22 protein-coding genes and 1 pseudogene are annotated in these 24,551 nt (G+C 67.8%); 19 read left to right on the forward strand and 4 right to left on the reverse strand.

The window, feature by feature from the left end:
- Position 1 precedes the first annotated feature (1 nt).
- Together AC5Y47_RS13315 and AC5Y47_RS13320 are read right to left on the reverse strand one after the other, a co-directional pair.
- Positions 2–3,331: a transglutaminase family protein gene (locus AC5Y47_RS13315; protein WP_499944461.1), complete on the reverse strand. Its 3,330-nt coding sequence runs from the start codon at positions 3,329–3,331 to the stop codon at positions 2–4.
- Positions 3,332–3,452: 121 nt separating this feature from the next.
- Positions 3,453–4,595, reverse strand: a complete 1,143-nt coding sequence (locus AC5Y47_RS13320) for a DUF2189 domain-containing protein (protein ID WP_499944462.1) — start codon at positions 4,593–4,595, stop codon at positions 3,453–3,455.
- A 133-nt stretch (positions 4,596–4,728) separates the two neighbouring features.
- Between AC5Y47_RS13320 and AC5Y47_RS13325 the strand changes: the two genes are divergently transcribed.
- Together AC5Y47_RS13325 and AC5Y47_RS13330 are read left to right on the forward strand one after the other, a co-directional pair.
- The gene (locus AC5Y47_RS13325; protein ID WP_499944463.1) at positions 4,729–6,078 is read left to right on the forward strand and encodes a replication-associated recombination protein A; all 1,350 of its coding nucleotides are present in this window, start codon (positions 4,729–4,731) and stop codon (positions 6,076–6,078) included.
- Positions 6,075–6,410: a YciI family protein gene (locus AC5Y47_RS13330; protein WP_499944464.1), complete on the forward strand. Its 336-nt coding sequence runs from the start codon at positions 6,075–6,077 to the stop codon at positions 6,408–6,410. Before AC5Y47_RS13325 ends, AC5Y47_RS13330 begins: the two co-directional genes overlap by 4 nt.
- Positions 6,411–6,487: 77 nt before the next feature.
- Here the strand turns inward: AC5Y47_RS13330 and AC5Y47_RS13335 are convergent, their stop codons facing one another.
- Complete coding sequence (locus AC5Y47_RS13335) at positions 6,488–7,108, reverse strand: antibiotic biosynthesis monooxygenase (RefSeq protein WP_499944465.1); 621 nt, start codon at positions 7,106–7,108, stop codon at positions 6,488–6,490.
- Between the two features lie 142 nt (positions 7,109–7,250).
- Between AC5Y47_RS13335 and AC5Y47_RS13340 the strand changes: the two genes are divergently transcribed.
- The 10 genes from AC5Y47_RS13340 to aroQ all read left to right on the forward strand — a co-directional run bounded on the left by AC5Y47_RS13340 (position 7,251) and on the right by aroQ (position 16,823).
- On the forward strand, positions 7,251–7,640 hold the full coding sequence (locus tag AC5Y47_RS13340) for a secondary thiamine-phosphate synthase enzyme YjbQ (protein WP_499944595.1): 390 nt from the start codon (positions 7,251–7,253) through the stop codon (positions 7,638–7,640).
- A gap of 104 nt (positions 7,641–7,744) precedes the next feature.
- A complete protein-coding gene (alaS, locus tag AC5Y47_RS13345; RefSeq protein ID WP_499944466.1) occupies positions 7,745–10,441 on the forward strand; it encodes an alanine--tRNA ligase in 2,697 nt (898 codons plus the stop codon).
- On the forward strand, positions 10,442–10,939 hold the full coding sequence (gene ruvX / locus AC5Y47_RS13350; RefSeq protein WP_499944467.1) for a Holliday junction resolvase RuvX: 498 nt from the start codon (positions 10,442–10,444) through the stop codon (positions 10,937–10,939).
- On the forward strand, positions 10,932–12,185 hold the full coding sequence (gene mltG, locus AC5Y47_RS13355) for an endolytic transglycosylase MltG (RefSeq protein ID WP_499944468.1): 1,254 nt from the start codon (positions 10,932–10,934) through the stop codon (positions 12,183–12,185). The genes ruvX and mltG overlap by 8 nt, the downstream gene beginning before the upstream one ends.
- Positions 12,169–12,969, forward strand: a complete 801-nt coding sequence (locus AC5Y47_RS13360) for a shikimate dehydrogenase (protein WP_499944469.1) — start codon at positions 12,169–12,171, stop codon at positions 12,967–12,969. The genes mltG and AC5Y47_RS13360 overlap by 17 nt, the downstream gene beginning before the upstream one ends.
- 125 nt (positions 12,970–13,094) lie before the next feature.
- A complete protein-coding gene (locus AC5Y47_RS13365) occupies positions 13,095–13,514 on the forward strand; it encodes a prepilin peptidase (protein WP_499944470.1) in 420 nt (139 codons plus the stop codon).
- 56 nt (positions 13,515–13,570) lie between these two features.
- Entirely contained in the window at positions 13,571–14,779 is a 1,209-nt protein-coding gene (gene aroC / locus AC5Y47_RS13370; protein WP_499944471.1) for a chorismate synthase, read from the forward strand.
- Between the two features lie 6 nt (positions 14,780–14,785).
- A complete protein-coding gene (locus AC5Y47_RS13375; protein ID WP_499944472.1) occupies positions 14,786–15,310 on the forward strand; it encodes a shikimate kinase in 525 nt (174 codons plus the stop codon).
- Positions 15,307–16,395: a 3-dehydroquinate synthase gene (gene aroB, locus AC5Y47_RS13380; RefSeq protein WP_499944473.1), complete on the forward strand. Its 1,089-nt coding sequence runs from the start codon at positions 15,307–15,309 to the stop codon at positions 16,393–16,395. The genes AC5Y47_RS13375 and aroB overlap by 4 nt, the downstream gene beginning before the upstream one ends.
- Positions 16,392–16,823 (forward strand): type II 3-dehydroquinate dehydratase, encoded by a 432-nt coding sequence (gene aroQ / locus AC5Y47_RS13385; RefSeq protein WP_499944474.1) that lies wholly within the window; start codon positions 16,392–16,394, stop codon positions 16,821–16,823. Before aroB ends, aroQ begins: the two co-directional genes overlap by 4 nt.
- 154 nt (positions 16,824–16,977) lie before the next feature.
- Here the strand turns inward: aroQ and AC5Y47_RS13390 are convergent, their stop codons facing one another.
- Entirely contained in the window at positions 16,978–17,748 is a 771-nt protein-coding gene (locus AC5Y47_RS13390; RefSeq protein WP_499944475.1) for a B-4DMT family transporter, read from the reverse strand.
- A 33-nt stretch (positions 17,749–17,781) separates the two neighbouring features.
- On the opposite strand from AC5Y47_RS13390, the gene AC5Y47_RS13395 reads away from it, so the two are divergent.
- The 7 genes and pseudogenes from AC5Y47_RS13395 (at position 17,782) to AC5Y47_RS13425 (ending at position 24,549) form a co-directional block, all read left to right on the forward strand.
- Positions 17,782–18,900 carry a M24 family metallopeptidase gene (locus AC5Y47_RS13395; RefSeq protein WP_499944476.1) on the forward strand — a complete coding sequence of 373 codons (1,119 nt, stop codon included), beginning with the start codon at positions 17,782–17,784 and terminating at the stop codon, positions 18,898–18,900.
- Between the two features lie 14 nt (positions 18,901–18,914).
- Positions 18,915–19,478 (forward strand): elongation factor P, encoded by a 564-nt coding sequence (gene efp, locus AC5Y47_RS13400; RefSeq protein WP_499944477.1) that lies wholly within the window; start codon positions 18,915–18,917, stop codon positions 19,476–19,478.
- 2 nt (positions 19,479–19,480) lie between these two features.
- Positions 19,481–19,975 carry a transcription antitermination factor NusB gene (nusB, locus tag AC5Y47_RS13405; RefSeq protein ID WP_499944478.1) on the forward strand — a complete coding sequence of 165 codons (495 nt, stop codon included), beginning with the start codon at positions 19,481–19,483 and terminating at the stop codon, positions 19,973–19,975.
- Entirely contained in the window at positions 19,972–20,388 is a 417-nt protein-coding gene (locus AC5Y47_RS13410; protein ID WP_499944479.1) for an antitermination protein NusB, read from the forward strand. Before nusB ends, AC5Y47_RS13410 begins: the two co-directional genes overlap by 4 nt.
- Positions 20,389–20,562: 174 nt before the next feature.
- Positions 20,563–23,319 (forward strand): annotated as a pseudogene (locus tag AC5Y47_RS13415) (aminotransferase class I/II-fold pyridoxal phosphate-dependent enzyme); the annotation flags it as partial.
- A gap of 265 nt (positions 23,320–23,584) precedes the next feature.
- Entirely contained in the window at positions 23,585–24,319 is a 735-nt protein-coding gene (locus tag AC5Y47_RS13420; protein ID WP_499944480.1) for a GntR family transcriptional regulator, read from the forward strand.
- Positions 24,319–24,549: a 4Fe-4S dicluster domain-containing protein gene (locus AC5Y47_RS13425; RefSeq protein WP_499944481.1), complete on the forward strand. Its 231-nt coding sequence runs from the start codon at positions 24,319–24,321 to the stop codon at positions 24,547–24,549. The genes AC5Y47_RS13420 and AC5Y47_RS13425 overlap by 1 nt, the downstream gene beginning before the upstream one ends.
- Positions 24,550–24,551 lie beyond the last annotated feature (2 nt).

Genomic DNA, 24,551 nt, shown 5'->3' on the forward strand with positions numbered 1-24,551 from the left:
ACTACTGCTGCACGGTACGCACGCGTCGCAGATCGAGGATTCCCGGCGCGCCGACATCGGTGAACAAACGCGCCTGTTTCTCCCGGAGGCCCGCGAGGTCGAGCTTGCCGGGGGTGAAACCGGTCGCCTCGAATCTGCGGGCCCGGCGCGACTCGGCTTCCACGGCGTTGATCGGCGGTTCGTCGTAGGCCCGACCGCCGGGGTGTGCGACGTGGTAGGTGCAGCCGCCGCGCGAGGTTCCGGTGGTCAGGTCGATCAACTCGAACTGCAGCGGGACGTCGGTGGAGATGGTGGGGTGCAGAGCGCTGGGCGGCTGCCACGCCTTGAACCGCACCCCGCCGACGTGGATGTCGGGATTGTCGGTGGCCAGCAACGGGACGGGGTAGCCGTTGCAGGTCACCGCATAGCGATGGCGATCGGCGCCGATGACGCGGACCTGAACGCGCTCGACCGAGGAGTCCACGTAGCGGGCGGTGCCAGTGGCGGTCGACTCCTCACCGAGGGTGTTCCACGGTTCGATGGCCCCGCGCAGCTCGACCTCCACGCCGTCGAACACCGCGGTGCCGATGCGCGGGAAGCGGAACTCGGTGAACGGGTCCAGCCAGCTGGTCTCGAACGGGACGCCCTGGGCGCGCAGGTCGGCGGCCACGTCAGCGATGTCGTGAATGAGGAAGTGCGGCAACAGGTATCGGCCGTGCAAATTGGCGCCGTGGCGGATCAGGGGAGCACGCAGCGGCTGTTCCCAGAACCACACCACCAGCGAGCGCACCAGCAGCGACTGCACCATCGCCATCCGCAGGTGCGGCGGCATCTCGAAGCCGCGCAGCTCGAGCAGACCGAGCCGGCCGCGGGGACCCTCCGGGCTGTACAGCTTGTCGATACAGAACTCGGCGCGATGGGTGTTGCCGGTGATGTCGGTCAGCAGATGCCGCAGCGCCCGGTCGGTCACCCATGGTTTCGCCCCGCCGCCCGCCGAGAGCCGCGCGATCTCGGCGAACGCAATCTCCAACTCGTACAGCGATTCCGCCCGGCCCTCGTCGACGCGCGGCGCCTGGGAGGTGGTGCCGACGAACCGGCCGGCGAACACATAAGACAGCGACGGGTGCCGCTGCCAGTAGGTCAGCAACGACACCAGCAGGTCCGGGCGGCGCAGCAGCGGTGAGTCGGTGGGCGTGACACCCCCGAGAGTGATGTGGTTGCCTCCGCCGGTGCCGCCGTGGGTGCCGTCGATGTCGAACGACTCGGTGGACAGCCGGGCCTGCCGCGCTTCTTCGTACAGCGTTTCCAGCTGCTGTCGCTGCTCGTCGAAACTGGCCGTCGGCGCGACGTTCACCTCGATCACACCGGGGTCCGGGGTGACCGTCGTCGAGATCAGCCGCGGGTCGGTCGGCGGGCTGTAACCCTCGATCACAACCGGGCAGTCGGCCTTGGCGACTGCGGTCTCCACCCGGCTGAGCAGGTCGACGAAGTCCTCCAATGCCGCGATGGGCGGCAGGAAGATGTACAACAACCCGTCGCGTACCTCGGCGACGAGCGCGGTCGTCGGCGCGCCCTCCGGGTCGGTCACCACCGCGCGATCCGCGCTCTGCGGTTCCGGCGTCAGCGTCTTGCCGACGGTCCCGGGGTCGACCTCGAACGTCGTGGGTGGCGGGCGCCAGCTGATCGAATCCAGCGGCAGCCGCAGCCCGGCCGGCGAATCGCCCGCGGTGAGCACCAGACGGCCGCGGCGCAGTCGCCAGTCCGCGCTGGCCCAACCGGAGCCGTCCTCGCGGCGGTGCAACGGAAGCACGTAAGCCGCTGGCGTCGTGACGGATTCGTCCAGGCCCAGCACCAGCGCACCAGGGCTCGACTCGTCGCCGTGACCCGGGACCAGGTCGTCGGTCGGCGCCACCGGATCCCCGTCCGGCAACCGCACCTCCGACGCCAGTCGCGCCAGCGGGTCCTCATAGGCGGGGCGGACCTGGGTGCCCGGCAGGCCCAGACCCTCGGCGATCGTCGACAACACCTCGCCCCCGGTCCCCTCATCGACCGGTCCTGGCCGTTCGTCCGCCCACGGGTCGGCCAGCAGCCTCTCGTCGGTCCACAGCGCGCGACCGTCGGCGCGCCAGTACAGCCCGATCTGCCAGCGCGGCAACGGCTCGCCGGGGTACCACTTGCCCTGGCTGCGCTGGACCAGCCCCTGCGGCGCCCACTGCGCCTTGAGCCGCGCGGCCAGTTCCGAAGCCAGGCGCCGCTTGTGGGGCCCGTCGGCGGCGGTACGCCACTCCTCGTCGACCTGGTTGTCCACCGACACGAACGTCGGCTCACCGCCGACCGTCAGCCGCACATCGCCGGCGGCCAGCCGCTGGTCGACCTGGCGGCCCACCGCGCAGATCGAGGCCCAGGCGTCGTCGGTGTAGGGCAGCGTCACGCGCGGGTCTTCGTGGACCCGGGTGACGGTGTTGGAGTACTCCAGGATCGAAGTACACGGATCGGTGCTGCCGGTGATCGGCGCCGCCGACGACGGATGCGGCGTCGCTGCCAGCGGGATGTGGCCTTCGCCGGCGAACAGACCGGACGTCGGGTCCAGTCCGATCCAGCCCGCGCCCGGGATGTACACCTCGGTCCACGCATGCAGGTCGGTGAAGTCGGCGGCCGGTCCCGACGGGCCGTCCAAGGCTTCGACGTCGGACGCCAACTGCACCAGATAACCCGACACGAACCGGGCGGCCAACCCGAGTTGCCGCAGGATCGACACCAGCAGCCACGCCGAGTCCCGACAGGAACCGACGCCGCTGCGCAGCGTGAAATCCGGTGTCTGAACGCCGGGTTCCATCCGCAGGCTGTAGCTGACGTCGGCGTTGATCGCGTGGTTGAGCGCGACCAGGAAGTCGATGGTGCGGGTGCCATCGGGCACCGCGAAGTTCCGGACCCAGGCCCGGGCCAGGTCGCCGGGACCCGACCCGTCGCCGTCTTCGTCGACCGGCCGCATGAACGGTTCCAGATCGTGGGCCAGCGCCTTGGGGTACAAAGATCTGCCCGCGTCCCACGTCTCGGCCCAGTCCTCGATGAAGAAGTCGAACGGGTTGATCACCTTGAGGTCGGCGATCAATCCGACGGTGATGCTGAGGCGTTGGGTCGGTTTGGGGAAGACCAGCCGCGCCAGGAAGTTTCCCAGCGCGTCCTGCTGCCAGTTGATGAAGTGCTCACCGGGGTCCACCCGCAGCGAATAGGCCTCGATCGGCGTGCGCGAATGAGGCGCCGGACGCAACCGCACGACGTGCGGATACACCTGGACCAGCTTGTCAAAGGTGTAACTGGTGCGGTGCTCCAGTGCAACTTTGATGCTCATAGGTGCTGATCCCATCACACAAGACAGCCGCCCGCAGCGCGCACCGTTTCCGGATTGTGCTGCGGGCGGCAGTCATTCGTTCATTCGGCCGCTGCGGTGTGAACGGCCCGTATCGACGCCTTTACGAGTATTGCTGACCCGGATACTGCTGTCCGGGGTATTGCCCGGGCGGCGGACCCGGCGGCAGGCCGCCCTGCTCCAGCGGAGCCACCTGGCCGCCGGTCAGCTTGCGGTAGGCGTAGACCTGGATCAGCATCGCGACCGGGACGGCGACGATCAGACCGATGCCGCAGGCGAATTCACCGACCAGCATCACTGCAACCTGTACGAGCCAGGTCAGTAACGCGGGTCCGACGTTGGCTCGTGTCGTCGCGATGCTGGCTTTGATGGCCTCAACCGGCGGTAGGGATCTGTCTATCGCGAATGGGACCGCGAACATCGTGAGGAACGCGAAAATGAGGCCGGGTATGTAACACAAGAGGCTGCCGATGGCATTGCCGAGCGCCACCAGCAGCATGGTGAGAACGACCGGGCCGAAATTGCGGGGCTTCAGGAACGATCCGATCGTGACCGGCCGTCCGTCCGCGACATCAAGGCTGCCGGAAGTCAGAGACGCCTGCATGTAGAAGGTGACCGCGGCGAGCAGGATCAGCAGGACCACTAAGAAAATCAACGACCCCGCGCCGGTACTCGCGTCACTGGCGCGCCATATGCGCGTCCCGGTCTCCGGGTCGTAGGTGGTTTCACCGCCACTCAACATCGTTGCCAGGAACGACGCGTAGAGGATGCCGAAGACAACGCCGATGCCGATGACGAATATGGCGGCGGGCACGGCCATCGCGGCGGCGTTCTTGGTGAACTTGCCCCACGCCCAGCTGAAGGCGTCTCCGACGCTGTACGGGCCGGCCGGACCGCCGCCCAGACCGGCCGGGGGAGCGCCGTAACCGCCGGGCGGCGAGGAAGGCGGTGGTGGGCTGTAACCGGGGGCTTGGTAGCCACCGGGCTCACCGGACGGGGGGCTTTGAGGCTTGGAGAAGTCCGGCCCGGACGGGGGCGGGCTGAAGCTTGGCGGTGGCCCGCCGTATCCGCCACCGGGCGCCCCGTATCCGCCACCGGGCGCCCCGTATCCGCCGCCGGGTGGCCCATATCCGCCTCCGCCTGGGGGTGGCGGCGGGGGCGCGCCGTGGCGAGGCGGCGGGTAGCCCGGAGGATTGCCGCCTTGAGGGTCGGACGGATTGCCTGGATAGGGTGGCGGCTGGCTCATTGCTGTCCTCGTTGCCTCGTAGTTCGATCTTGTTCGTTCGGGGCCTGGCTCTGTCCATCGGGCGTAGCAAACGGGAACTTAGCAAATATGAGACCGGATCGCGCGCATTGGTGGCCTGTCCGGGCTGCGTGGTATGCCTGATTTTGTGTCCGACGGTCTGTTCGACCTGCCCGGCGCACCCGAATCGACCGGCCTGAGCGCCACCGGCGCCTCCTCGCCGCTCGCGGTGCGGATGCGTCCGGCGTCGTTGCAAGAAGTGGTCGGCCAGCAACACCTCCTGGCGGCGGGTTCGCCGTTGCGTCGCCTGGTCGAGGGCTCCGGTATGGCCTCGGCGATCCTCTACGGTCCGCCGGGAAGCGGAAAGACCACGCTGGCGGCACTGATCTCGCAGGCCACCGGCCGCCGCTTCGAAGCTCTGTCGGCGTTGTCGGCCGGTGTCAAAGAAGTGCGGGCGGTGATCGAGAAGGCGCGACTGAGTGCACTTTCCGGCGAACAGACGGTGCTGTTCATCGACGAGGTGCACCGGTTCTCCAAAACGCAACAGGACGCGTTGCTGGCCGCGGTGGAGAACCGGGTGGTGCTGCTGGTGGCGGCGACCACCGAAAACCCGTCGTTCTCCGTCGTCGCGCCGCTGCTGTCGCGATCGTTGATCCTGCAACTGCGGCCGTTGACCGCCGACGACATCCGCACGGTGGTGCAGCGGGCGATCGAGGACCCCCGCGGACTGGGCGGCAAGGTGACGGTCGCGCCCGAGGCCGTCGAGCTGCTGGTGCAGCTGGCCGCCGGCGATGCGCGCCGGGCGCTGACCGCTCTGGAGGTGGCTGCCGAGGCTTCGGATCACGTGTCCGTCGAAACCGTCGAACAGTCCCTGGATCGGGCCGCGGTGCGCTACGACCGCGACGGCGATCAGCACTACGACGTCGTCAGCGCGTTCATCAAGTCGGTACGTGGCTCGGACGTGGACGCCGCGCTGCACTACCTGGCCCGCATGCTGGTCGCGGGGGAGGACCCGCGGTTCATCGCCCGCCGGCTGATGATCCTGGCCAGCGAGGACGTCGGGATGGCGGACTCGACGGGCCTGCTGGTGGCGGTCGCGGCGGCGCAGACGGTCGCGCTGATCGGTATGCCCGAGGCGCAGTTGACGTTGGCGCACGCCACCGTGCATCTGGCGACGGCGCCGAAGTCCAACGCGGTGACGACGGCACTGGGGGCGGCGATGGGCGATATCAAGGCGGGCAAGGCGGGCCTGGTGCCGGCTCACCTGCGCGACGGCCACTACTCCGGTGCGGCCGCGCTGGGCAACGCGCAGGGCTACAAGTACTCCCACGACGACCCGGACGGCGTTGTGGCGCAACAATATCCGCCGGACGAGTTGGCGGGGGTGGACTACTATCGGCCCACCGGTCGGGGTGCTGAGCGGGAGATCGCCGGACGGTTGGATCGGTTGCGGGCCATCATTCGGGGGAGGCGGGGACGGGCGTGAAGACCTTCAGCGACGAGGAGATGGCACCGCTGCTGGCAACGGCCAAGGCCTACAGCGTCGTCATCTTGAAACGCGGACCCGGGTACGGAACCGAGGAAGCGTCCGGGCTCATCTGGGAGCACGGCCGCCGGAACTTCGGGCTGCGCGACGAGGGCGTGCTGGCGGTGGTGTTGCCGACCACCGATGAGTCCGACGTCTGCGGAGTCGGGGTCTTCGCCGCGACGGTCGAGGACACCGACGCGATCATGGCCGGCGACCCGGGGGTGGCCGCCGGGGTGTTCACCTACGAGGTGCACCCGTGCCTGGGATTTCCCGGGGACGCGCTGCCGTAGGTGTGTGTTTGACGCCGAGCAGACGGAAAAGCACCCTTTTCCCGCGACAATGAGGGGCTTTTGCGTCTTCTCGCGGCCTAGACCAGCTCAGGCACCCGCAGCCGCGCGATCGCCAGCTCGAACTCGCCGACGTCGTCCTGATCGACGCTCAGGTCGCGCAGTATCGCCGTGCGCAGCGAGCGGGCCGCGTCGCTGCTCCTTTCCATCGCCTCGCGGCTGTCATAGGTCACCGACGCCACCGCCCGCGCAGAGGCGCGGTCGATCATCACGCTGGCGCTGCAGAAGCCGTCGAACTCCTCGATGGCCGGCAACACGGCCAGCTTGTAGAAATCGACGGCGTGCTCGAACTGCTCGGGCCGGGCTTTGAGCCAGGTGGCGCGCACGCAGGCACCCAGACCCGAGCGGCGGGCGCGGTGCAGCACCGAGATCTGCCACTGATCCACCACCGCGCTGCCCCCGAGAATCTTGACGGCTCGACTGCGCACCGGCCACACCCGCTCGGCGCTGGCCCGCAACGCCTCCTCCGATTCCCACGCGGTGGTCGCCACACATCTGGCCGTCTCCCGGTCCACCAACAACGACATGCCCAGGCAGCCGTCCACCGCCTGAACAGTGGGCAGGACGACTTCGCGCATGTGCGCGATGCCCATGGTGAGCAACGAAGGTTGCGCCTGGATAGTGGTCGAGCGAGCGTACACAGCCGGCCCCTCCCTCTTGTCAGGGCGGCGCCCGGCGCGCCACCGGTCCCTCATTCACCTTCCTCCTCCGCAACAGCCCTGGCAATGCTGGATTGGCAGCCGCCCAAGCCTCGCCCGTAGGCTTGGTCGGATGGATACCGATGTGCTGGAGGTCGACACCACGCGTCGCCGCATCGTCGATCTGACCGACGAAGTGCGCTCGTTCTGCGGCAATCACGCCGACGGTCTGTGCAACGTCTTCGTCCCGCACGCCACCGCCGGGGTGGCGATCATCGAGACCGGCGCCGGCTCCGATCACGACCTGGTGGACACCCTGGAGCGGCTGCTGCCGCGCGACGAGCGCTACCGGCACTCGCACGGCTCCCCGGGCCACGGCGCCGACCATGTGCTGCCGGCGATCGTCTCGCCGTCGGTCACCGTGCCGGTCAGCGGCGGCGAACCGCTGCTGGGCACCTGGCAGAGCGTCGTCCTGGTCGACCTCAACCGCGACAACCCCAAGCGGTCGGTCCGGTTGAGCTTCGTCGAGGGGTAAGTGGCAGGCTGAGCGGGCCTGCAAATACGTGTTCGGCGGCCAACCTCGGCGAATAGGCTGGTGTTGACGTCAAGCAACCGTGCCGATTTAAGGAAGAAGCGACAGTGCAGACACACGAGATCAGGAAGCGTTTCCTTGATCATTTCGTGAAGGCGGGACACACCGAGGTGCCCAGCGCCTCGGTGATCCTTGACGACCCCAACCTGTTGTTCGTCAACGCGGGCATGGTGCAGTTCGTGCCGTTCTTCCTGGGCCAGCGCACGCCGCCATACACCACGGCCACCAGCATCCAGAAGTGCATCCGCACTCCGGACATCGACGAGGTCGGCATCACCACCCGGCACAACACGTTCTTCCAGATGGCCGGCAACTTCAGCTTCGGTGACTACTTCAAGCGCGAGGCCATCGCGCTGGCCTGGGACCTGCTGACCACCAACGTCGTCGAGGGTGGCTATGGCCTGGACCCGGAAAAGCTCTGGGCCACAGTCTATCTGGACGACGACGAGGCCGCCGGGTTGTGGCAGGAGATCGCGCACCTGCCGCCCGAGCGGATCCAGCGCCGTGGCATGGCCGACAACTACTGGTCGATGGGCATCCCCGGCCCGTGCGGCCCGTCCTCGGAGATCTACTACGACCGAGGACCGGAGTTCGGTGTCGGTGGTGGCCCGATCGCCAACGAGGACCGTTACCTCGAGGTCTGGAACCTCGTCTTCATGCAGAACGAGCGCGGCGAGGGCACCTCCAAGGAGGACTACGAGATCCTCGGGCCGTTGCCGCGCAAGAACATCGACACCGGCATGGGTGTGGAACGTATCGCGCTGGTGCTGCAGAACGTGGCAAACGTCTACGAGACCGATCTGCTGCGCCCGGTCATCGATCTGGTGGCCGCCCGCGCGCCGCGACCCTATGACGTCGGAAATCACGCTGATGACGTGCGCTACCGCATCATCGCCGACCACAGCCGCACCGCAGCCATTCTGATCGGCGACGGCGTCAGCCCCGGCAACGACGGACGCGGTTACGTGCTGAGGCGCCTACTGCGACGGGTGATCCGCTCGGCCAAGCTGCTCGGTATCGAGGACCCGATCGTCGGAGACCTGATGGCCACCGTGCGCGACGCGATGGGCCCGTCCTACCCCGAGTTGGTCAGCGACTTCGACCGGATCAACCGCATCGCGGTCGCCGAGGAGACCGCGTTCAACCGCACGCTGGCGTCGGGGTCCCGACTGTTCGACGACGTGGCCAGCGCCACCAAATCCGCTGGCACCGGCCTGGTTTCGGGCTCGGATGCGTTCACGCTGCACGACACCTACGGCTTCCCGATCGAGCTCACGTTGGAGATGGCGGCGGAATCCGGGTTGAGCGTCGATGAGGCGGGTTTCCGCGAGTTGATGGCCGAGCAACGTCAGCGCGCGAAGGCCGACGCGGCCGCCCGCAAGCACGCGCACGCCGACCTGAGCGCCTACCGCGAACTGGTCGACGCCGGTCCCACCGAGTTCACCGGATTCGACGAATTGACCTCGCAGGCAAGGATTTTGGGCATCTTCGTGGATGGCCAGCGGGTCCCGGTGGTGTCGCACACCGACAGCGCCGAGGCGGACCGCGTCGAACTGATTCTGGATCGCACCCCGCTCTACGCCGAATCGGGCGGACAGATCGCCGATGCGGGAACGATCAGCGGCACCGGATCGGGCGGCAGCGCCAAAGCCGCCGTCACCGACGTGCAAAAGATCGCCAAAACCGTTCACGTGCACCGGATCAACGTGGAATCGGGCGAGTTCGTCGAGGGCGACACCGTCGTCGCGGCCGTCGATCCCGGCTGGCGCAAGGGCGCCACCCAGGGCCACTCCGGCACCCACATGGTGCATGCCGCGCTGCGACAAGTGTTGGGTCCCAATGCCGTTCAGGCCGGATCGCTGAACCGCCCGGGCTACCTGCGCTTCGACTTCAACTGGCAGGGCCCGCTCACCGAGGACCAGCGCAATCAGATCGAAGAGGTCACCAACGAGGCCGTCCAGGCCGATTTCGAAGTGCACACCTTCCTCGAGCAGCTGGACAAGGCCAAGGCGATGGGCGCGATGGCGCTGTTCGGCGAGGCATATCCCGAGCAGGTGCGGGTGGTGGAGATCGGTGGTCCGTTCTCGCTGGAGTTGTGCGGCGGCACCCACGTGCACAACTCGGCGCAGATCGGGCCGGTGACGATTTTGGGTGAGTCGTCCATCGGCTCGGGCGTGCGACGGGTGGAGGCCTACGTCGGTCTGGAATCGTTCCGGCACCTGGCCAAGGAACGCGCGTTGATGGCCGGGCTGGCATCGTCGCTGAAAGTTCCCTCCGAGGAGGTGCCGGCCCGGGTGGCCAACCTGGTCGAGCGGCTCAAGGCTGCGGAGAAGGAACTGGAACGGGCCCGGCTGGCCACTGCGCGAGCGGCTGCGGCAAATGCCGCCGCGGGAGCCGAGCGGGTGGGTAACGTCCGTCTGGTGGCGCAGCGTATGTCCAGTGGAACGACGGCGGCTGATCTGCGCTCGCTGGTCGGCGACATCCGAGGCAAGCTGGGCAGCGACCCGGCGGTGGTGGTGCTGATCGTCGAGGGCGAGGGCGCCACAGTGCCGTATGCGGTGGCGGCCAACCCGGCTGCGCAGGAACTCGGTTTGAGTGCCAACGAGCTGGTCAAGGAGCTGGCGGTGGCGGTCGAGGGCGGTGGCGGCGGCAAGGCCGACCTGGCGCAGGGCTCGGGGAAGAACCCGGCCGGTATCGATGCCGCCCTGGATGCGGTGCGCGCACAGATAGCGCGGGTCGGTTGAGTGATCGCGCCGCAGCGCCAGCCGGATCGGCCGGGCGAATCAGATCCCGGGAGGGGTCGGCGCATCGGTGTCGACGTGGGCACCGTGCGGATCGGGGTGGCGGTCAGCGACCCGGACGGCATCCTGGCCACTCCGGTGGAAACCGTACGTCGCGACCGTTCCGGTAAGCATCTGCGCCGGCTGGCCGGGTTGGTCGCCGAGATGGAGGCCGTGGAGGTGATCGTCGGCCTGCCGCGGACGCTGGCTGACCGGATCGGGCAATCCGCGCAGGACGCCATCGAGGTCGCCGACGCGCTCGCGCAGCGGGTGGCCCCGGTCCCGGTCCGCGTCGCCGACGAGCGGCTGACCACGGTCAGCGCGCAGCGGTCGCTGCGCGAGGCGGGTGTCCGCGCCAGGCAGCAACGCGCGGTGATCGACCAGGCTGCCGCGGTGGCGATCCTGCAGGGCTGGCTCGACCAGCGCCGATCCCTGCCCGCCGAACAGGCCACCGATGTCTGACCTCGAAGAGGGCCAGGCCGCGAGCCGGGCCAAACCCGTCGCCGTCGGGCCCAACCGACACCGCAAGAGCCGCGCCGAACGCAAACGGGCGCAGCGCAGCCGCCGCCGGCGTCGCTTCGCCGGCGGTTTCGCCATCAGCCTGCTGGTGGTGGTCGTGGTGGCGGCCGTGTTGCTCGGCTCGAAACTCTGGCATGCGGTGACCTCCAACGACGACGACTTCACCGGCAACGGCAAGCGCGACGTCGTCATCCAGATCCAGGCCGGCGACTCCACCACGGCGGTCGGGGAAACGCTGCACAAGCGCGGCGTGGTACGCACGGTGCGCGCGTTCGTTGACGCCGCCCACGGCAACGCAGCTATCACGTCCATTCAGCCCGGTTACTACCGGATGCGCACCGAGATCCCGGCGGCCAACGCGGTGGCGCGGCTTACGGATCCGGGCAGCAGGGTGGGCAGGCTGGTCATCCCGGAGGGCCGTCAACTCGACGACACCACCGACATGAAGACCAACAAGACCACCCCCGGCATCCTGACGCTGATCTCACGGGCCACCTGCGTCGACTTGGACGGCAACCAACGTTGTTTGGCGGTGGCCGATCTGCGCACCGCGGCCAGCAAGAGCACCCCCGCCGCGCTGCTGGTGCCGGACTGGGCGCTGGAACGGGTGCAGGAACAGGGCGACGACCATCGCCGGCTCGAGGGTCTGATCGCGCCGGGCACCTTCAACATCGATCCGGCTGCTTCCGCGGAGACAACGCTGTCCAACCTGATCAGCGCCGGCGCCGTGTCCTACCTGACGTCCGGGTTGGTCGACACCGCCAAGTCGTTGAACCTGTCGCCTTACGAGATTCTCGTCGTCGCGTCGCTGGTGCAGCAGGAAGCCAACGCGCAGGACTTCGCGAAGGTGGCGCAGGTCATCTACAACCGGCTGCACGAGCACCGCAAGCTGGAGTTCGACTCGACGGTGAACTATCCGCTGGACCGCCGCGAGGTGGCCACCACCGACGCCGACCGCGCGCAGCGCACCCCCTGGAACACCTACATGGTCGACGGGTTGCCGCGCACCGCGATCTGTTCGCCGGGGGTGGAGGCGCTGAGCGCCGCCGAGCGTCCGGCGCCGGGTGACTGGTTGTACTTCGTCACCATCGACGCCCAGGGCACCACCCTGTTCACCCGGGACTATCAGCAGCATCTGGCGAACATCGAACTGGCCAAACGCAACGGTGTCCTTGATTCCGCACGCTAGAAAAGCCGGGGTGCTGGGCTCGCCGATCGCCCATTCCCGCTCTCCGCAACTGCACCTGGCCGCCTACCGCGCGCTGGGCCTGACCGACTGGACCTACGACCGCATCGAATGCGACGCCGACGCGCTGCCCGGGTTCGTCGCCGGCTTGGGACCGGAATGGGTCGGCGTGTCGGTGACCATGCCGGGCAAGTTCGCCGCGCTGCGGTTCGCCGACGAACGCACGCCGCGGGCCGAGCAGGTCGGGTCGGCTAACACGCTGGTGCGCACGCCGCGCGGCTGGCTGGCCGACAACACCGACGTCGACGGGGTGTCGGGCGCCCTGGGACCGGTCTCGGGGCGGGCGCTGGTCGTCGGATCGGGCGGCACCGCGCCGGCCGCCGTGGTGGGGTTGGCGCAGCTCGGCGTCGTGGAAATCACGGTGGTGGCCCGCAATCCGGAGAAGGCGGCGCGGCTGGTGGACCTGGGTGCCCGGGTCGGGGTGGCGGTCCGGTTCTGCGGCCTGGACGATGACGGGCTGGCCGACGAGGTCGCGGCCGCCGCGGCCGCGGTCAGCACCATTCCGGCCGAGGTGGCAGCCCGCTACGCCCCGGCTTTTGCGGCGGTACCGGTCCTGCTGGACGCGATCTACCACCCGTGGCCCACGCCGCTCGCCGCGGCGGTGCAGGCGGCGGGCGGCCGGGTGATCAGCGGTTTGCAGATGCTGCTGCACCAGGCCTTCGCGCAGGTGGAACAGTTCACCGGACTGCCCGCCCCGCGTGAGGCGATGGCCCGCGCGTTGGATTAGTTCTCCTGCCGCCGAGCGCGCTCAAATGTACGGCAGACCCGGCAATTTTCGGCATTTTGGGGACGCTCGCGGGGCTTGCCCGCGGCTGACTTGCGCATCGCCCCGAGTGAATTAGCCTGCCGCGCATGCGGATTGCGCTGACCGGCCTGACACTGGCGTGGATGGCGGTCCTGAGCTGCTACGACGTCCGGCAGCGGCGGCTGCCCAACCTGCTGACTTTGCCGGGCGCCGCGGCGATCCTGATCGGCGCCGCGCTCGCCGGCCACGGCGTCGGGGCGCTGGCCGGCGCGGTGACGCTGACGGGGACGTATCTGCTGCTGCATCTGCTGTCGCCGACGGCGATGGGCGCCGGTGACGTCAAGCTGGCGCTCGGCCTGGGCGGCCTGGCCGGTTGCTTCGGCGCACAAGTGTGGTTCCTGGCGGCGATCACCGCGCCGCTGCTGACGGCGCTGGCCGCCGTGCTGATCGGCGCGCGGGCCGTTCCGCACGGTCCGTCGATGGTGCTGGCGACGGCCGGCGCGACGGCCCTGGCCGCGCTGAACTGACCCGACGTCGTCCGGTCTCGAGTCGGCCACGCCTGCGCGCGTGGGAAGATATCCAGGTGTTGCGCTGGATCACCGCTGGGGAGTCCCATGGCCGCGCGTTGGTGGCCCTGGTCGAAGGCATGGTCGCCGGCGTGGAAGTCACCTCGACCGAAATCGCCGACGAGCTGGCCCGCCGCCGGCTGGGCTATGGCCGGGGTGCGCGGATGAAGTTCGAGCGCGACGCGGTGACCCTGTTGTCCGGGGTTCGGCACGGCACCACACTGGGCGGTCCCATCGCGATCGAGATCGGCAACACCGAATGGCCGAAGTGGGAGACCGTGATGGCCGCGGACCCCGTCGACCCCGCCGAACTGGAGAACAGCGCGCGCAACGAACCGTTGACCCGGCCGCGGCCCGGCCACGCCGACTACGCGGGCATGCTCAAATACGGCTTCGACGACGCCCGCCCGGTGCTGGAGCGCGCCAGCGCCCGCGAGACCGCCGCGCGGGTCGCGGCCGGCACCGTCGCGCGCGCGTTCCTGCGGCAGGCGCTGGGTGTGGAGGTGATCTCCCACGTCATCTCGATCGGCGCGTCGGCGCCCTACGACGGACCGCCGCCGCGGGCCGAGGACCTGCCCGCCATCGACGCCAGCCCGGTCCGCGCGTACGACGAGCAGGCGGAGCAATCGATGATCTCCGAGATCGAGGCCGCCAAGAAGGACGGCGACACCCTCGGCGGTGTCGTCGAGGTGGTGGCGCTGGGTCTGCCGGTCGGGCTGGGCTCGTTCACCAGCGGTGACAACCGCCTCGATAGCCAGCTGGCCGCCGCGGTGATGGGCATCCAGGCCATCAAGGGAGTCGAGATCGGCGACGGCTTCGAAACCGCACGCCGCCGCGGCAGCCGCGCGCACGACGAGATGTATCCCGGCCCGGACGGCGTGGTGCGCTCCACCAACCGCGCCGGCGGGCTGGAAGGCGGGATGACCAACGGCCAGCCGCTGCGGGTGCGTGCCGCGATGAAGCCGATCTCCACCGTGCCGCGGGCGCTGGCCACCGTCGACCTGGCCACCGGTGACGAGGCCGTGGCCATCCACCAGCGCTCCGACGTGTGCGCGGTGCCGGCCGCCGGCGTCGTCGTCGAGACCATGGTCGCGCTGGTGCTCGCGCGCGCGGCCCTGGAGAAGTTCGGCGGCGACTCGCTGGTCGAGACCCGCCGCAACATCGCGGCCTACCAGCGCTCGGTCGCCGACCGGGAGGCGCCGGCGGCCCGGGCCTCCGGAAGCTAGCCGCACATGGCACCCAAAGCGGTACTCGTGGGCTTACCGGGTTCCGGCAAGTCGACCATCGGACGTCGGCTCGCCAAGACGCTCGGGGTGAGCATGCTCGACACCGACGCGGCCATCGAGGCGCGAACTGGACGCTCGATCGCCGACATCTTCGCTACCGACGGCGAAGCGGAGTTCCGCCGCATCGAGGAAGATGTGGTGCGCTCGGCGCTCACCGAACACGACGGCGTGCTGTCACTCGGCGGTGGTGCGGTGACCAGCCCCGGGGTGCGCGCAGCGCTGGTCGGGCACACGGTGGTCTACCTGGAGATCAGCGCGGCCGAAGGGGTGCGGCGCACCGGGGGCAACACGGTACGACCGCTGCTCGCCGGACCCGACCGTGCCGAGAAGTTCCGGGAGTTGATGTCCAAGCGCATTCCGCTGTACCGAAAGGTCGCGACCATCCGGGTGGACACCAACCGGCGCAATCCGGGCGCCGTGGTCCGCTACATCGTGTCGCGCCTCAAGACTCAGGTAGAGGCTTCCCAATGACAGACAAACCCACACCGGTGACCGTGCAGGTGGCCGTCGACCCGCCGTACCCCGTGGTGATCGGCACCGGGCTGCTCGACGAACTCGAGCAGCTGCTGGCCGGCCGGCACAAGGTCGCCATCCTGCATCAGCCGGTGCTGGCGCAAACCGCGGAGAACATCCGAACCCTGTTGGCCGACAAGGGAGTTGATGCGCACCGCATCGAAATCCCGGACGCCGAAGCAGGCAAAGACCTGCCCGTCGTCGGCTTCATCTGGGAAGTGTTGGGACGCATCGGGATCGGTCGCAAGGATGCGTTGGTCAGTCTCGGCGGCGGGGCGGCCACCGACGTCGCGGGTTTCGCGGCGGCCACCTGGTTGCGCGGCGTGTCGATCGTGCATGTGCCCACCACGCTGCTGGGCATGGTCGACGCCGCCGTCGGCGGCAAGACCGGCATCAACACCGACGCCGGCAAGAACCTGGTCGGCGCGTTCCATCAGCCGCTGGCCGTGCTGGTGGACCTCTCGACGCTGAAGACGTTGCCGCGCAACGAGATCGTCGCCGGGATGGCCGAAGTGGTGAAGGCCGGCTTCATCGCCGACCCGGTGATCCTGGACCTGATCGAAGCCGACCCCCAGGCGGCGCTGGACCCCGATGGTGACGTGCTGCCGGAGTTGGTGCGGCGCGCCATCGCCGTCAAGGCCGAAGTGGTGGCCGCCGACGAGAAGGAATCCGAGCTGCGCGAAATCCTCAATTACGGGCACACTTTGGGCCACGCGATCGAACGCCGGGAGCGCTACCAGTGGCGGCACGGCGCCGCGGTGTCGGTGGGACTGGTGTTCGCGGCCGAGCTGGCCAGACTGACCGGTCGCCTCGACGACGAGACCGCGCAGCGCCACCGCGCGATATTGGAATCGCTGGGCCTGCCGGTCAGTTACGAGGCCGACGCGCTGCCACAGCTGATCGAATACATGGCCGGAGACAAGAAGACCCGGGCCGGGGTACTGCGTTTCGTGGTCCTGGACGGGCTGGCCAAACCGGGCCGCCTGGTGGGCCCGGATCCGGGTCTGTTGGTGACGGCCTACGCGGGAGTGTGCGCCCCATGACGGTACAGGTGATCAACGGACCGAACCTGGGCCGGCTCGGACAGCGCGAGCCCGCCGTCTACGGCAGCACCACACACGACGAACTGGTCGCCTTGATCGAGCGCGAAGCCGCCGAACTCGGCCTCGAAGTCGTTGTGCGACAAAGCGACAGCGAAGCCGAGCTACTGGACTGGATTCACCGGGCCGCCGACACGTCAGAGCCGGTGATTCTCAACGCGGGCGGTCTGACCCACACCTCGGTGGCGTTGCGGGACGCGTGCGCCGAACTGCGCGCACCGCTGATCGAAGTGCACATCTCCAATGTGCATGCGCGCGAAGAGTTTCGGCGGCACTCCTACTTGAGTCCGGTCGCGTCCGGGGTGATCGTCGGCCTGGGGATCCAGGGTTACCTGCTGGCCCTGCGTTACCTGGCGGGGTTGCGCGACTAGGGTTTCGGCAGCCGCCTGACTTCGGTTGTGAAGCCTCGGCGTTGAGTGTGAAGGGACGGCTTTCGGTGTGAAGCCTGGCCGGAAAAATCGGCAGGATCCCGCCCAGGATTCACACGCAAAGCCAAGGATTCACGCGCAAAGCCCCCGACACGCCCTAGTCCTTGCGCAGGTCCGGCTTGCGCTCGGCCTGGGTGCGGTCCGCGTCGGTGCGGATCACCTCGGTCTTGGCGTCACTGTCGTGGGTGCGGATCACCTCGGTTTTCGCGTCACTGTCGTGAGTGCGGATGACTTCGGTCTTGGCTTCGCTGTCGTCGGTCGGAATGACCTCGGTGCGTCCGTCTTCCCGCTCTTTCGTGGCCACCGCGGTGCGTTCCTGCGCGCGGCCACCGCCGGTCGGGATCTCCCCGGTGGGGCTGTCGTCGTCGCGGACGGCGGAGAACACGTCGGTGTTCTCGTCGCGATCGCGCGAGCCGTCACGCGAACCGTCGTGCTTCTCCGGCGGGGGAGCGTTGCGGTCGATACGCCACCGGCCGACCGCCACCCCGAGGATTCCGAACACGAAGACCAGCAGCGCGGTGAACGCAGCGAAGGTAGTTAGCTCGTTGAGCAGTCCGCCGGTGTAGATACCTTCGTAGAACAGGTGGATGAGCCAGGCGACCAGGCCGCTGACCAGTCCGGAGACCAAGCCGGCGAGCAACCAAACCATCGCCAGGTCATCGCGCCGGTCCGGGTCCGGGTTGGATTTGGCGTCGGCGCGACCGTCGAAGAGGCCCCACACTGTGGCCGCGATGATGAAGAGCGTCAACAGCACGATGCTGATCAGCGCGGACTGCGTCTGCCAGGCGTTGATCAGCGCTCCTTGGATCAGACGCAGCACGACCATCCCGGCGGCGAAGACCAGACCACGCACCATCCACTTGTTCATGGGCAAACAGCGTAGCGAGTACCGTCAAGACCCGTGACACATTCCCAGCGTCGACACAACCTCAAAGCCAAAATCGGTGCCGCCGGACTAGATGCGATGCTGGTCACGGACCTGATAAACGTCCGATATCTATCCGGTTTCAGCGGATCCAACGGCGCGTTGCTGGTGTTTGCTGACGATCGGGAAGCCGTGCTGGCCACCGACGGTCGTTACCGCACCCAGGCCGCCGCGCAATCGCCGGATCTCGAAGTGGCGATCGAGCGGGCCGTCGGACGTTATCTGGCCGGGCGGGCCGGCCAGGACGGGGTAGGCAAACTCGGCTACGAGAGCCACGTGGTCACGGTCGACGGGATGGATGCGCTGAACGGGGGGCTGGAAGGGCATGACACCCAGTTGGTGCGTGCATCGGGCACCGTCGAGGCGCTGCGTGAGGTCAAGGACGCCGGGGAGCTGGCCCTACTGCGCTTGGCCTGCGAGGCGGCGGACGCCGCGCTGACCGACCTGGTAGAGCGCGGTGGCCTGCGACCGGGCCGCACCGAACGCGAGGTGACCCGCGAATTGGAGAGCCTGATGCTCGACCACGGCGCCGATACGATCTCGTTCGAGACCATCGTGGCGGCCGGACCCAACTCGGCGATTCCGCATCATCGACCGACCGATGCGGTGCTGGCCTCGGGCGACTTCGTCAAGATCGACTTCGGCGCACTGGTCGCCGGATACCACTCCGACATGACCCGCACCTTCGTGCTGGACAACGCCGCGCAGTGGCAGCTGGAGATCTACGAATTGGTCGCCGAGGCGCAACGGGCCGGGCGGGAGGCCCTGCATCCGGGCGCGGACTTGCGTGACGTCGACGGCGCGGCGCGCCAGATCATCGCCGACGCCGGTTACGGCGATCACTTCGGCCACGGCCTGGGACATGGGGTCGGCCTGCAGATACACGAAGCGCCGGGCATCGGCGCGACGTCCGCCGGTACACTACTTGCGGGTTCCGTCGTCACCGTGGAGCCCGGTGTCTATCTACCCGGCCGCGGCGGTGTCCGCATCGAGGACACTCTGGCGGTGCCCAGCGACCACCAGTCCTCCTCGCACAAAGCTGGGCAGACCCCGGAATTGTTGACCCGGTTCCCCAAGGAACTGGCCATTTTGTAGGAGATTCACCCACCGTGGCGAGCACTGCTGACTTCAAGAACGGACTTGTCCTGGTCATCGACGGCCAGCTGTGGACCATTACCGAGTTCCAGCACGTAAAGCCCGGCAAGGGGCCGGCCTTCGTGCGCACCAAGCTCAAGAACGTGCTGTCGGGCAAGGTCGTCGACAAGACCTACAACGCCGGGGTCAAGGTCGACACCGCCACCGTCGACCGGCGCGACACCACCTACCTGTACCGCGACGGCTCGGACTTCGTGTTCATGGACAGCGAGGACTACGAACAGCACCCGCTGCCCGAGTCGCTGGTGGGTGACGCGGCCCGGTTCCTGCTGGAGGGTCTGCCCGTGCAGGTGGCGTTCCACAACGGCTCACCGCTGTACATCGAGCTGCCGGTGTCCGTCGAACTCGTGGTCTCCCACACCGAGCCCGGTCTGCAGGGCGACCGGTCCAGCGCGGGCACCAAGCCGGCCACGGTGGAAACCGGCGCGGAGATCCAGGTGCCGCTGTTCATCAACACCGGCGACAAACTCAAGGTCGACACCCGCGACGGCAGCTACCTGGGCCGGGTAAACGCCTGAACATGCCCGACCGGAAACCGTCGCGACCCGTTCGAGGACGGCACCAGGCGCGAAAGCGCGCCGTGGACCTGCTGTTCGAGGCCGAGGCGCGCGGCTTGAGCCCGGCCGAGTTGGTCGACGGCCGCACCGCGCTGGCCGCATCCAATCCCGACGTGGCCGCGCCGGCGCCCTACACCGCCACGGTGGCACGCGGTGTCGCCGAGCACGCCGCCCACATCGACGAGCTGATCACCTCCCACTTGCAGGCCTGGACGCTGGATCGGTTGCCGGCGGTGGATCGGGCGATCCTGCGGGTCGCGGTGTGGGAGTTGCTCTATGCCGACGACGTTCCCGAGCCGGTGGCGGTCGACGAGGCCGTCGAGCTGGCCAAGGAACTGTCCACCGACGATTCGCCGGGTTTCGTAAACGGGGTACTCGGTCAGGTGATGCTGGTGACACCGCAGATCCGGGCGGCCGCCCGGGCCGTCCGGGGCGTGGCGCAGGGGAACGCGCCATGACCCGGCTCGAGTTGCGCGTCGTCCTGTCAGTGATCGCAGCGGTGGCGGTGGTGGTCGGCGCCGTGGTGAGCGCCGCGTTCGGTTGGACGATCGTGGCCTCGGTGCTGGCGATCCTGGCGCTGGGTGTGGGGGCGTGGGTCTATCACACGGTCGAGCGCCTGATCCTGGCCCAACGCATCAGCACGGTACGCACCGCGGCCAAGCCGCTGCAGCCGCTGCTGCCGGTGATGGCCGCCATCATGGGCCTGACCCAGGGTGTGGTGCGCTCGCTCAGCGATGTCACCGACCTGCCTGGTAAGCGCTGGGAGATGCCGCAGCTGCCGCTGCTGAAGTGGATGGAGAACCCGCTGGGCAGTCGCGGCGGTAAGCAGATCGTGGACGCCGACGACGCGTCCGACGACGAGTCGGCCTGAGTCCGAAAACCTCGCGCGAAATCATCGCGATTTTTCCACCGGCGGGACACAATGGCGGCTGGTACCAACGGAAAGCTGCTCAGGACTTGACTGCACTAGTGACGATGCGACGCACGGCCGCTGCGTCCATGCTGCTCATGCCGTCGGCCGCGCACGCCGACAGAAGGTGATGACATGACTCGACCGAGTGCCCGCAAGCGACGGCTTCGCGTCTCAGCGCTGGCGGCGGTGGCAAATCCGTCCTACACGCGCGTCGATACCTGGAACTTGCTCGACGACGCCTGCCGTCATCTCGCCGAGGTGGACCTGGCCGGGATGGACAAGGCGCACGACCTGGCCAAGGTCAAGCGGTTGATGGACCGCATCGCCGCCTACGAGCGGTACTGGCTGTATCCCGGGGCGGCCAACCTGGCGACCTTCCGCTCCCACCTGGACATCCTGTCCACGGTGCGCCTCACCGAGGAAGTGTCGCTGGCCGTGCGTCTGCTGTCCGAATATGGGGACCGCACAGCGCTTTTCGACATCACGGCACCGCTGGCCGAGCAGGAGTTGGTGGCCCAGGCCAAGCAGCAGCAGTTCTACACCGTGCTGCTCGCCGACGATTCTCCGGCGACGGCTCCGGAGAGCCTGGTGGAATGCCTTCGCGCACTGCGCAATCCGTACGACGACATCCAGTTCGAGATCCTGGTGGCGCCCAGCGTCGAGGACGCGATCACCGCGGTGGCACTCAACGGCGAGATCCAGGCCGCGATCATCCGCCACGATCTGCCGCTGCGGTCCCGGGACCGGGTGCCGTTGATGAACACGCTGCTCGGGCTCAACGACACGGAGAACGAGGCATCGGTATCCGACAGCGCCCACGACTGGATCGAATGCGGCGAATGGATCCGCGAACTGCGGCCCCACATCGACCTGTACCTGCTCACCGACGAGTCGATTGCCGCGGGCAACGACGACGAGCCCGACATCTACGACCGCACGTTCTACCGGCTCAACGACGTGACCGATCTGCACAGCACGGTCATCGCGGGTCTGCGAAAGCGGTTCTCCACACCGTTTTTCGACGCCTTGCGGGCCTACGCCGCCGCGCCGGTCGGCCAATTCCACGCCCTTCCCGTCGCGCGCGGCGCCAGCATCTTCAACTCGAAGACGCTGCAAGACATGGGCGAGTTCTACGGCCGCAATATCTTCATGGCCGAAACATCCACCACCTCAGGCGGATTGGACTCGTTGCTGGATCCGCACGGCAACATCAAGAAGGCGATGGACAAGGCCGCGGTCACCTGGAACGCCGACCACACCTACTTCGTCACCAACGGGACATCCACGGCGAACAAGATCGTCGTGCAGTCGTTGACCCGCCCGGGTGACATCGTGCTCATCGACCGTAACTGCCACAAGTCGCACCATTACGGCTTGGTGCTGGCCGGCGCCTACCCGCGGTATCTGGAGTCCTACGCGCTTCCGCAGTTCGCCATCTACGGGGCGGTGCCGCTCAGCACGATCAAGAAGGCACTGCTGGATCTCGAGGAGGCCGGGCAGCTGCACAAGGTGCGAATGTTGTTGCTCACCAACTGCATCTTCGACGGCGTCGTATACAACCCCCGCAGGGTGATGGAAGAGGTGCTGGCGATCAAGCCGGACATCGTCTTCCTGTGGGACGAGGCCTGGTACGCCTTCGCCACCGCCGTGCCGTGGGCCCGGCAGCGCACCGCGATGGTGGCCGCAGAGCGTCTCGAGCAGATGCTGTCATCGCCGGAATACCGCGAGGAGTACCGCGCTTGGCGGGCCTCGATCCAGGACTTGCCGCGTTCGGAATGGGTTGAGCGCCAACTGTTGCCGGATCCCGATCAGGCCCGGGTGCGCGTCTATGCCACACACTCCACGCACAAGTCGTTGTCGGCGTTCCGGCAGGCGTCGATGATCCACATCCGCGACCAGGACTTCAACGCACTTGCGCGCGACGCTTTCGGTGAGGCGTTTCTGACTCACACCTCGACATCGCCGAACCAGCAACTTCTCGCATCGCTGGACTTGGCCCGCCGCCAGGTCGACATCGAGGGTTTCGACATGGTGCGCCAGGTCTACGACATGGCGTTGGTGTTCCGCCACCGGGTCCGCAAGGACCGGCTGATCAGCAAGTGGTTCCGCATTCTCGACGAATCCGACCTGGTGCCCGAGGAGTACCGGGCCTCCCATGTCAGCTCGTACCGCGAAGTCCGGCAGGGCGCCCTGGACGAGTGGAACGAGGCCTGGCGGTCGGATCAGTTCGTGCTGGATCCGACCCGGGTCACGTTGTTCCTCGGCAACACCGGCATGAACGGGTACGACTTCCGCGAGAAGATCCTGATGGACCGGTTCGGCATCCAGATCAACAAGACGTCGATCAACAGCGTGCTGCTGATCTTCACCATCGGCGTCACCTGGTCGAGCGTGCATCACCTGCTCGATGTACTTCGCCGGGTCGCCATCGACTTCGACCGGATTCAGAAGGCAGCCAGCGCTGCCGACCGGGCATTGCATAGGCAGCGTGTCGAGGAGATCACCGAGGATCTGCCGCACCTGCCCGACTTCAGCGAATTCGACGTCGCCTTCCGCCCGGACGAGAACAGCGTGTACGGCGACACCCGGTCGGCGTTCTACGCCGGCTACGAGGAGTCCGACCGCGAGTATGTGCTGCTCGGCACGGCCGGCCGGCGGCTGGCCGAGGGAAAGACGTTGGTGTCCACCACATTTGTGGTGCCCTACCCCCCCGGCTTCCCGGTGCTGGTGCCAGGACAGGTGGTCTCCAGGGAGATCGTCTACTTCATGGCGCAACTCGACGTCAAGGAAATCCACGGCTACAACCACGAACTCGGGTTGTCGGTATTCACCCAAGAGGCGCTGAAGCGGATGGAAGCCAAGCGCTGCGCGGTCAGCACAGCCAGCGCCAACGGCAACGGGTCCGAGCCGACGGGTTCGGAACAGACATTGGTGGCCAACGAACACACGGTTCCGGTGAACTGAGGACCGACAGCGTCATTTGTTTCAGGACGATCAGAATTGCGGCCGCGACATCGGGGTGGCGCAATGGCGATTTGCGTCGAAAACATGCCTGGTCGCGACGCGAACGGCGCTGGCGCAATAGCTGCAACCGGGGTAACCGACCCTGATGCGTGCCCGGCGAAGGCCCGCTGACCTGCATTAGCGTGACGGCGTGAGCGAGACAGCGCCGAATCAGGAAACCCGGGCCGACCGGGCGCGCCGGACCGCCGACGTGCTGCGCCAGCAGATTCACCTCGGTGCCTATGCCGCTGGTCTGCCGACGGAGAACGATCTGGCCGCCGAATTCTCGGTCTCGCGCAATACCATCCGCGAGGCGCTCGGTGTGCTGAAGAACGAGGGTCTGATCGACCGCGGGCCCAAGATCGGAACCCATGTCGCGCAACGCAAATACGAGCACGGTTTGGAGGCGTTGCTGGGTCTGAAGGAGACCTTTAAGAACCAGGGCGAAGTCCGCAACGAAGTGCGGACCGCAACCCTGATGACCGCACCGCCCTCGGTGGCTCGCCGGTTGCGGTTGAACGTCGGTGCCGACGTCGTGTTCATCGAGCGGTTGCGTTACCTGGGCGACCTGCCGCTGAGCCTGGACCTCACCTATCTCACCCCCGGCATCGGCGCCGCCATCCTGGGCCAACCGCTGGAAGAGAACGATCTTTTTGCGCTCATCGAGCAGGTGAGCGGGCAACGATTGGGCTCGGCATCGCTGGCGCTGGAAGCCATTCCGGCGGACGCGCATTCGGCGGCGACCCTACAAGTGCCCGACGGCGCGCCACTGCTGATGCTCGAGCGACTCACCAGCCTCGACGACGGGACGCCGGTGGACCTGGAATACATCAGGATGCGGGGCGACCGAATCACCATGCGCGGCAACCTGACAAGGAGTGAGTAGTGACCCTGGTCCACAACAACCGCGCCGATGTGCCGGTCACGGTCGACGAGTCACTCTGCATCGACGGCTGCACGCTGTGCGTGGAAGTGTGTCCGCTCGATGCGCTGGCGATCAATCCGGAAACCGGCAAGGCGTACATGCACGTCGATGAGTGCTGGTACTGCGGCCCGTGCGCGGCGCGCTGCCCAACCGGCGCCGTGACGGTGAACATGCCGTACCTGCTCCGCTGAAA

Source organism: Mycobacterium sp. NGS22 (assembly GCF_059813095.1).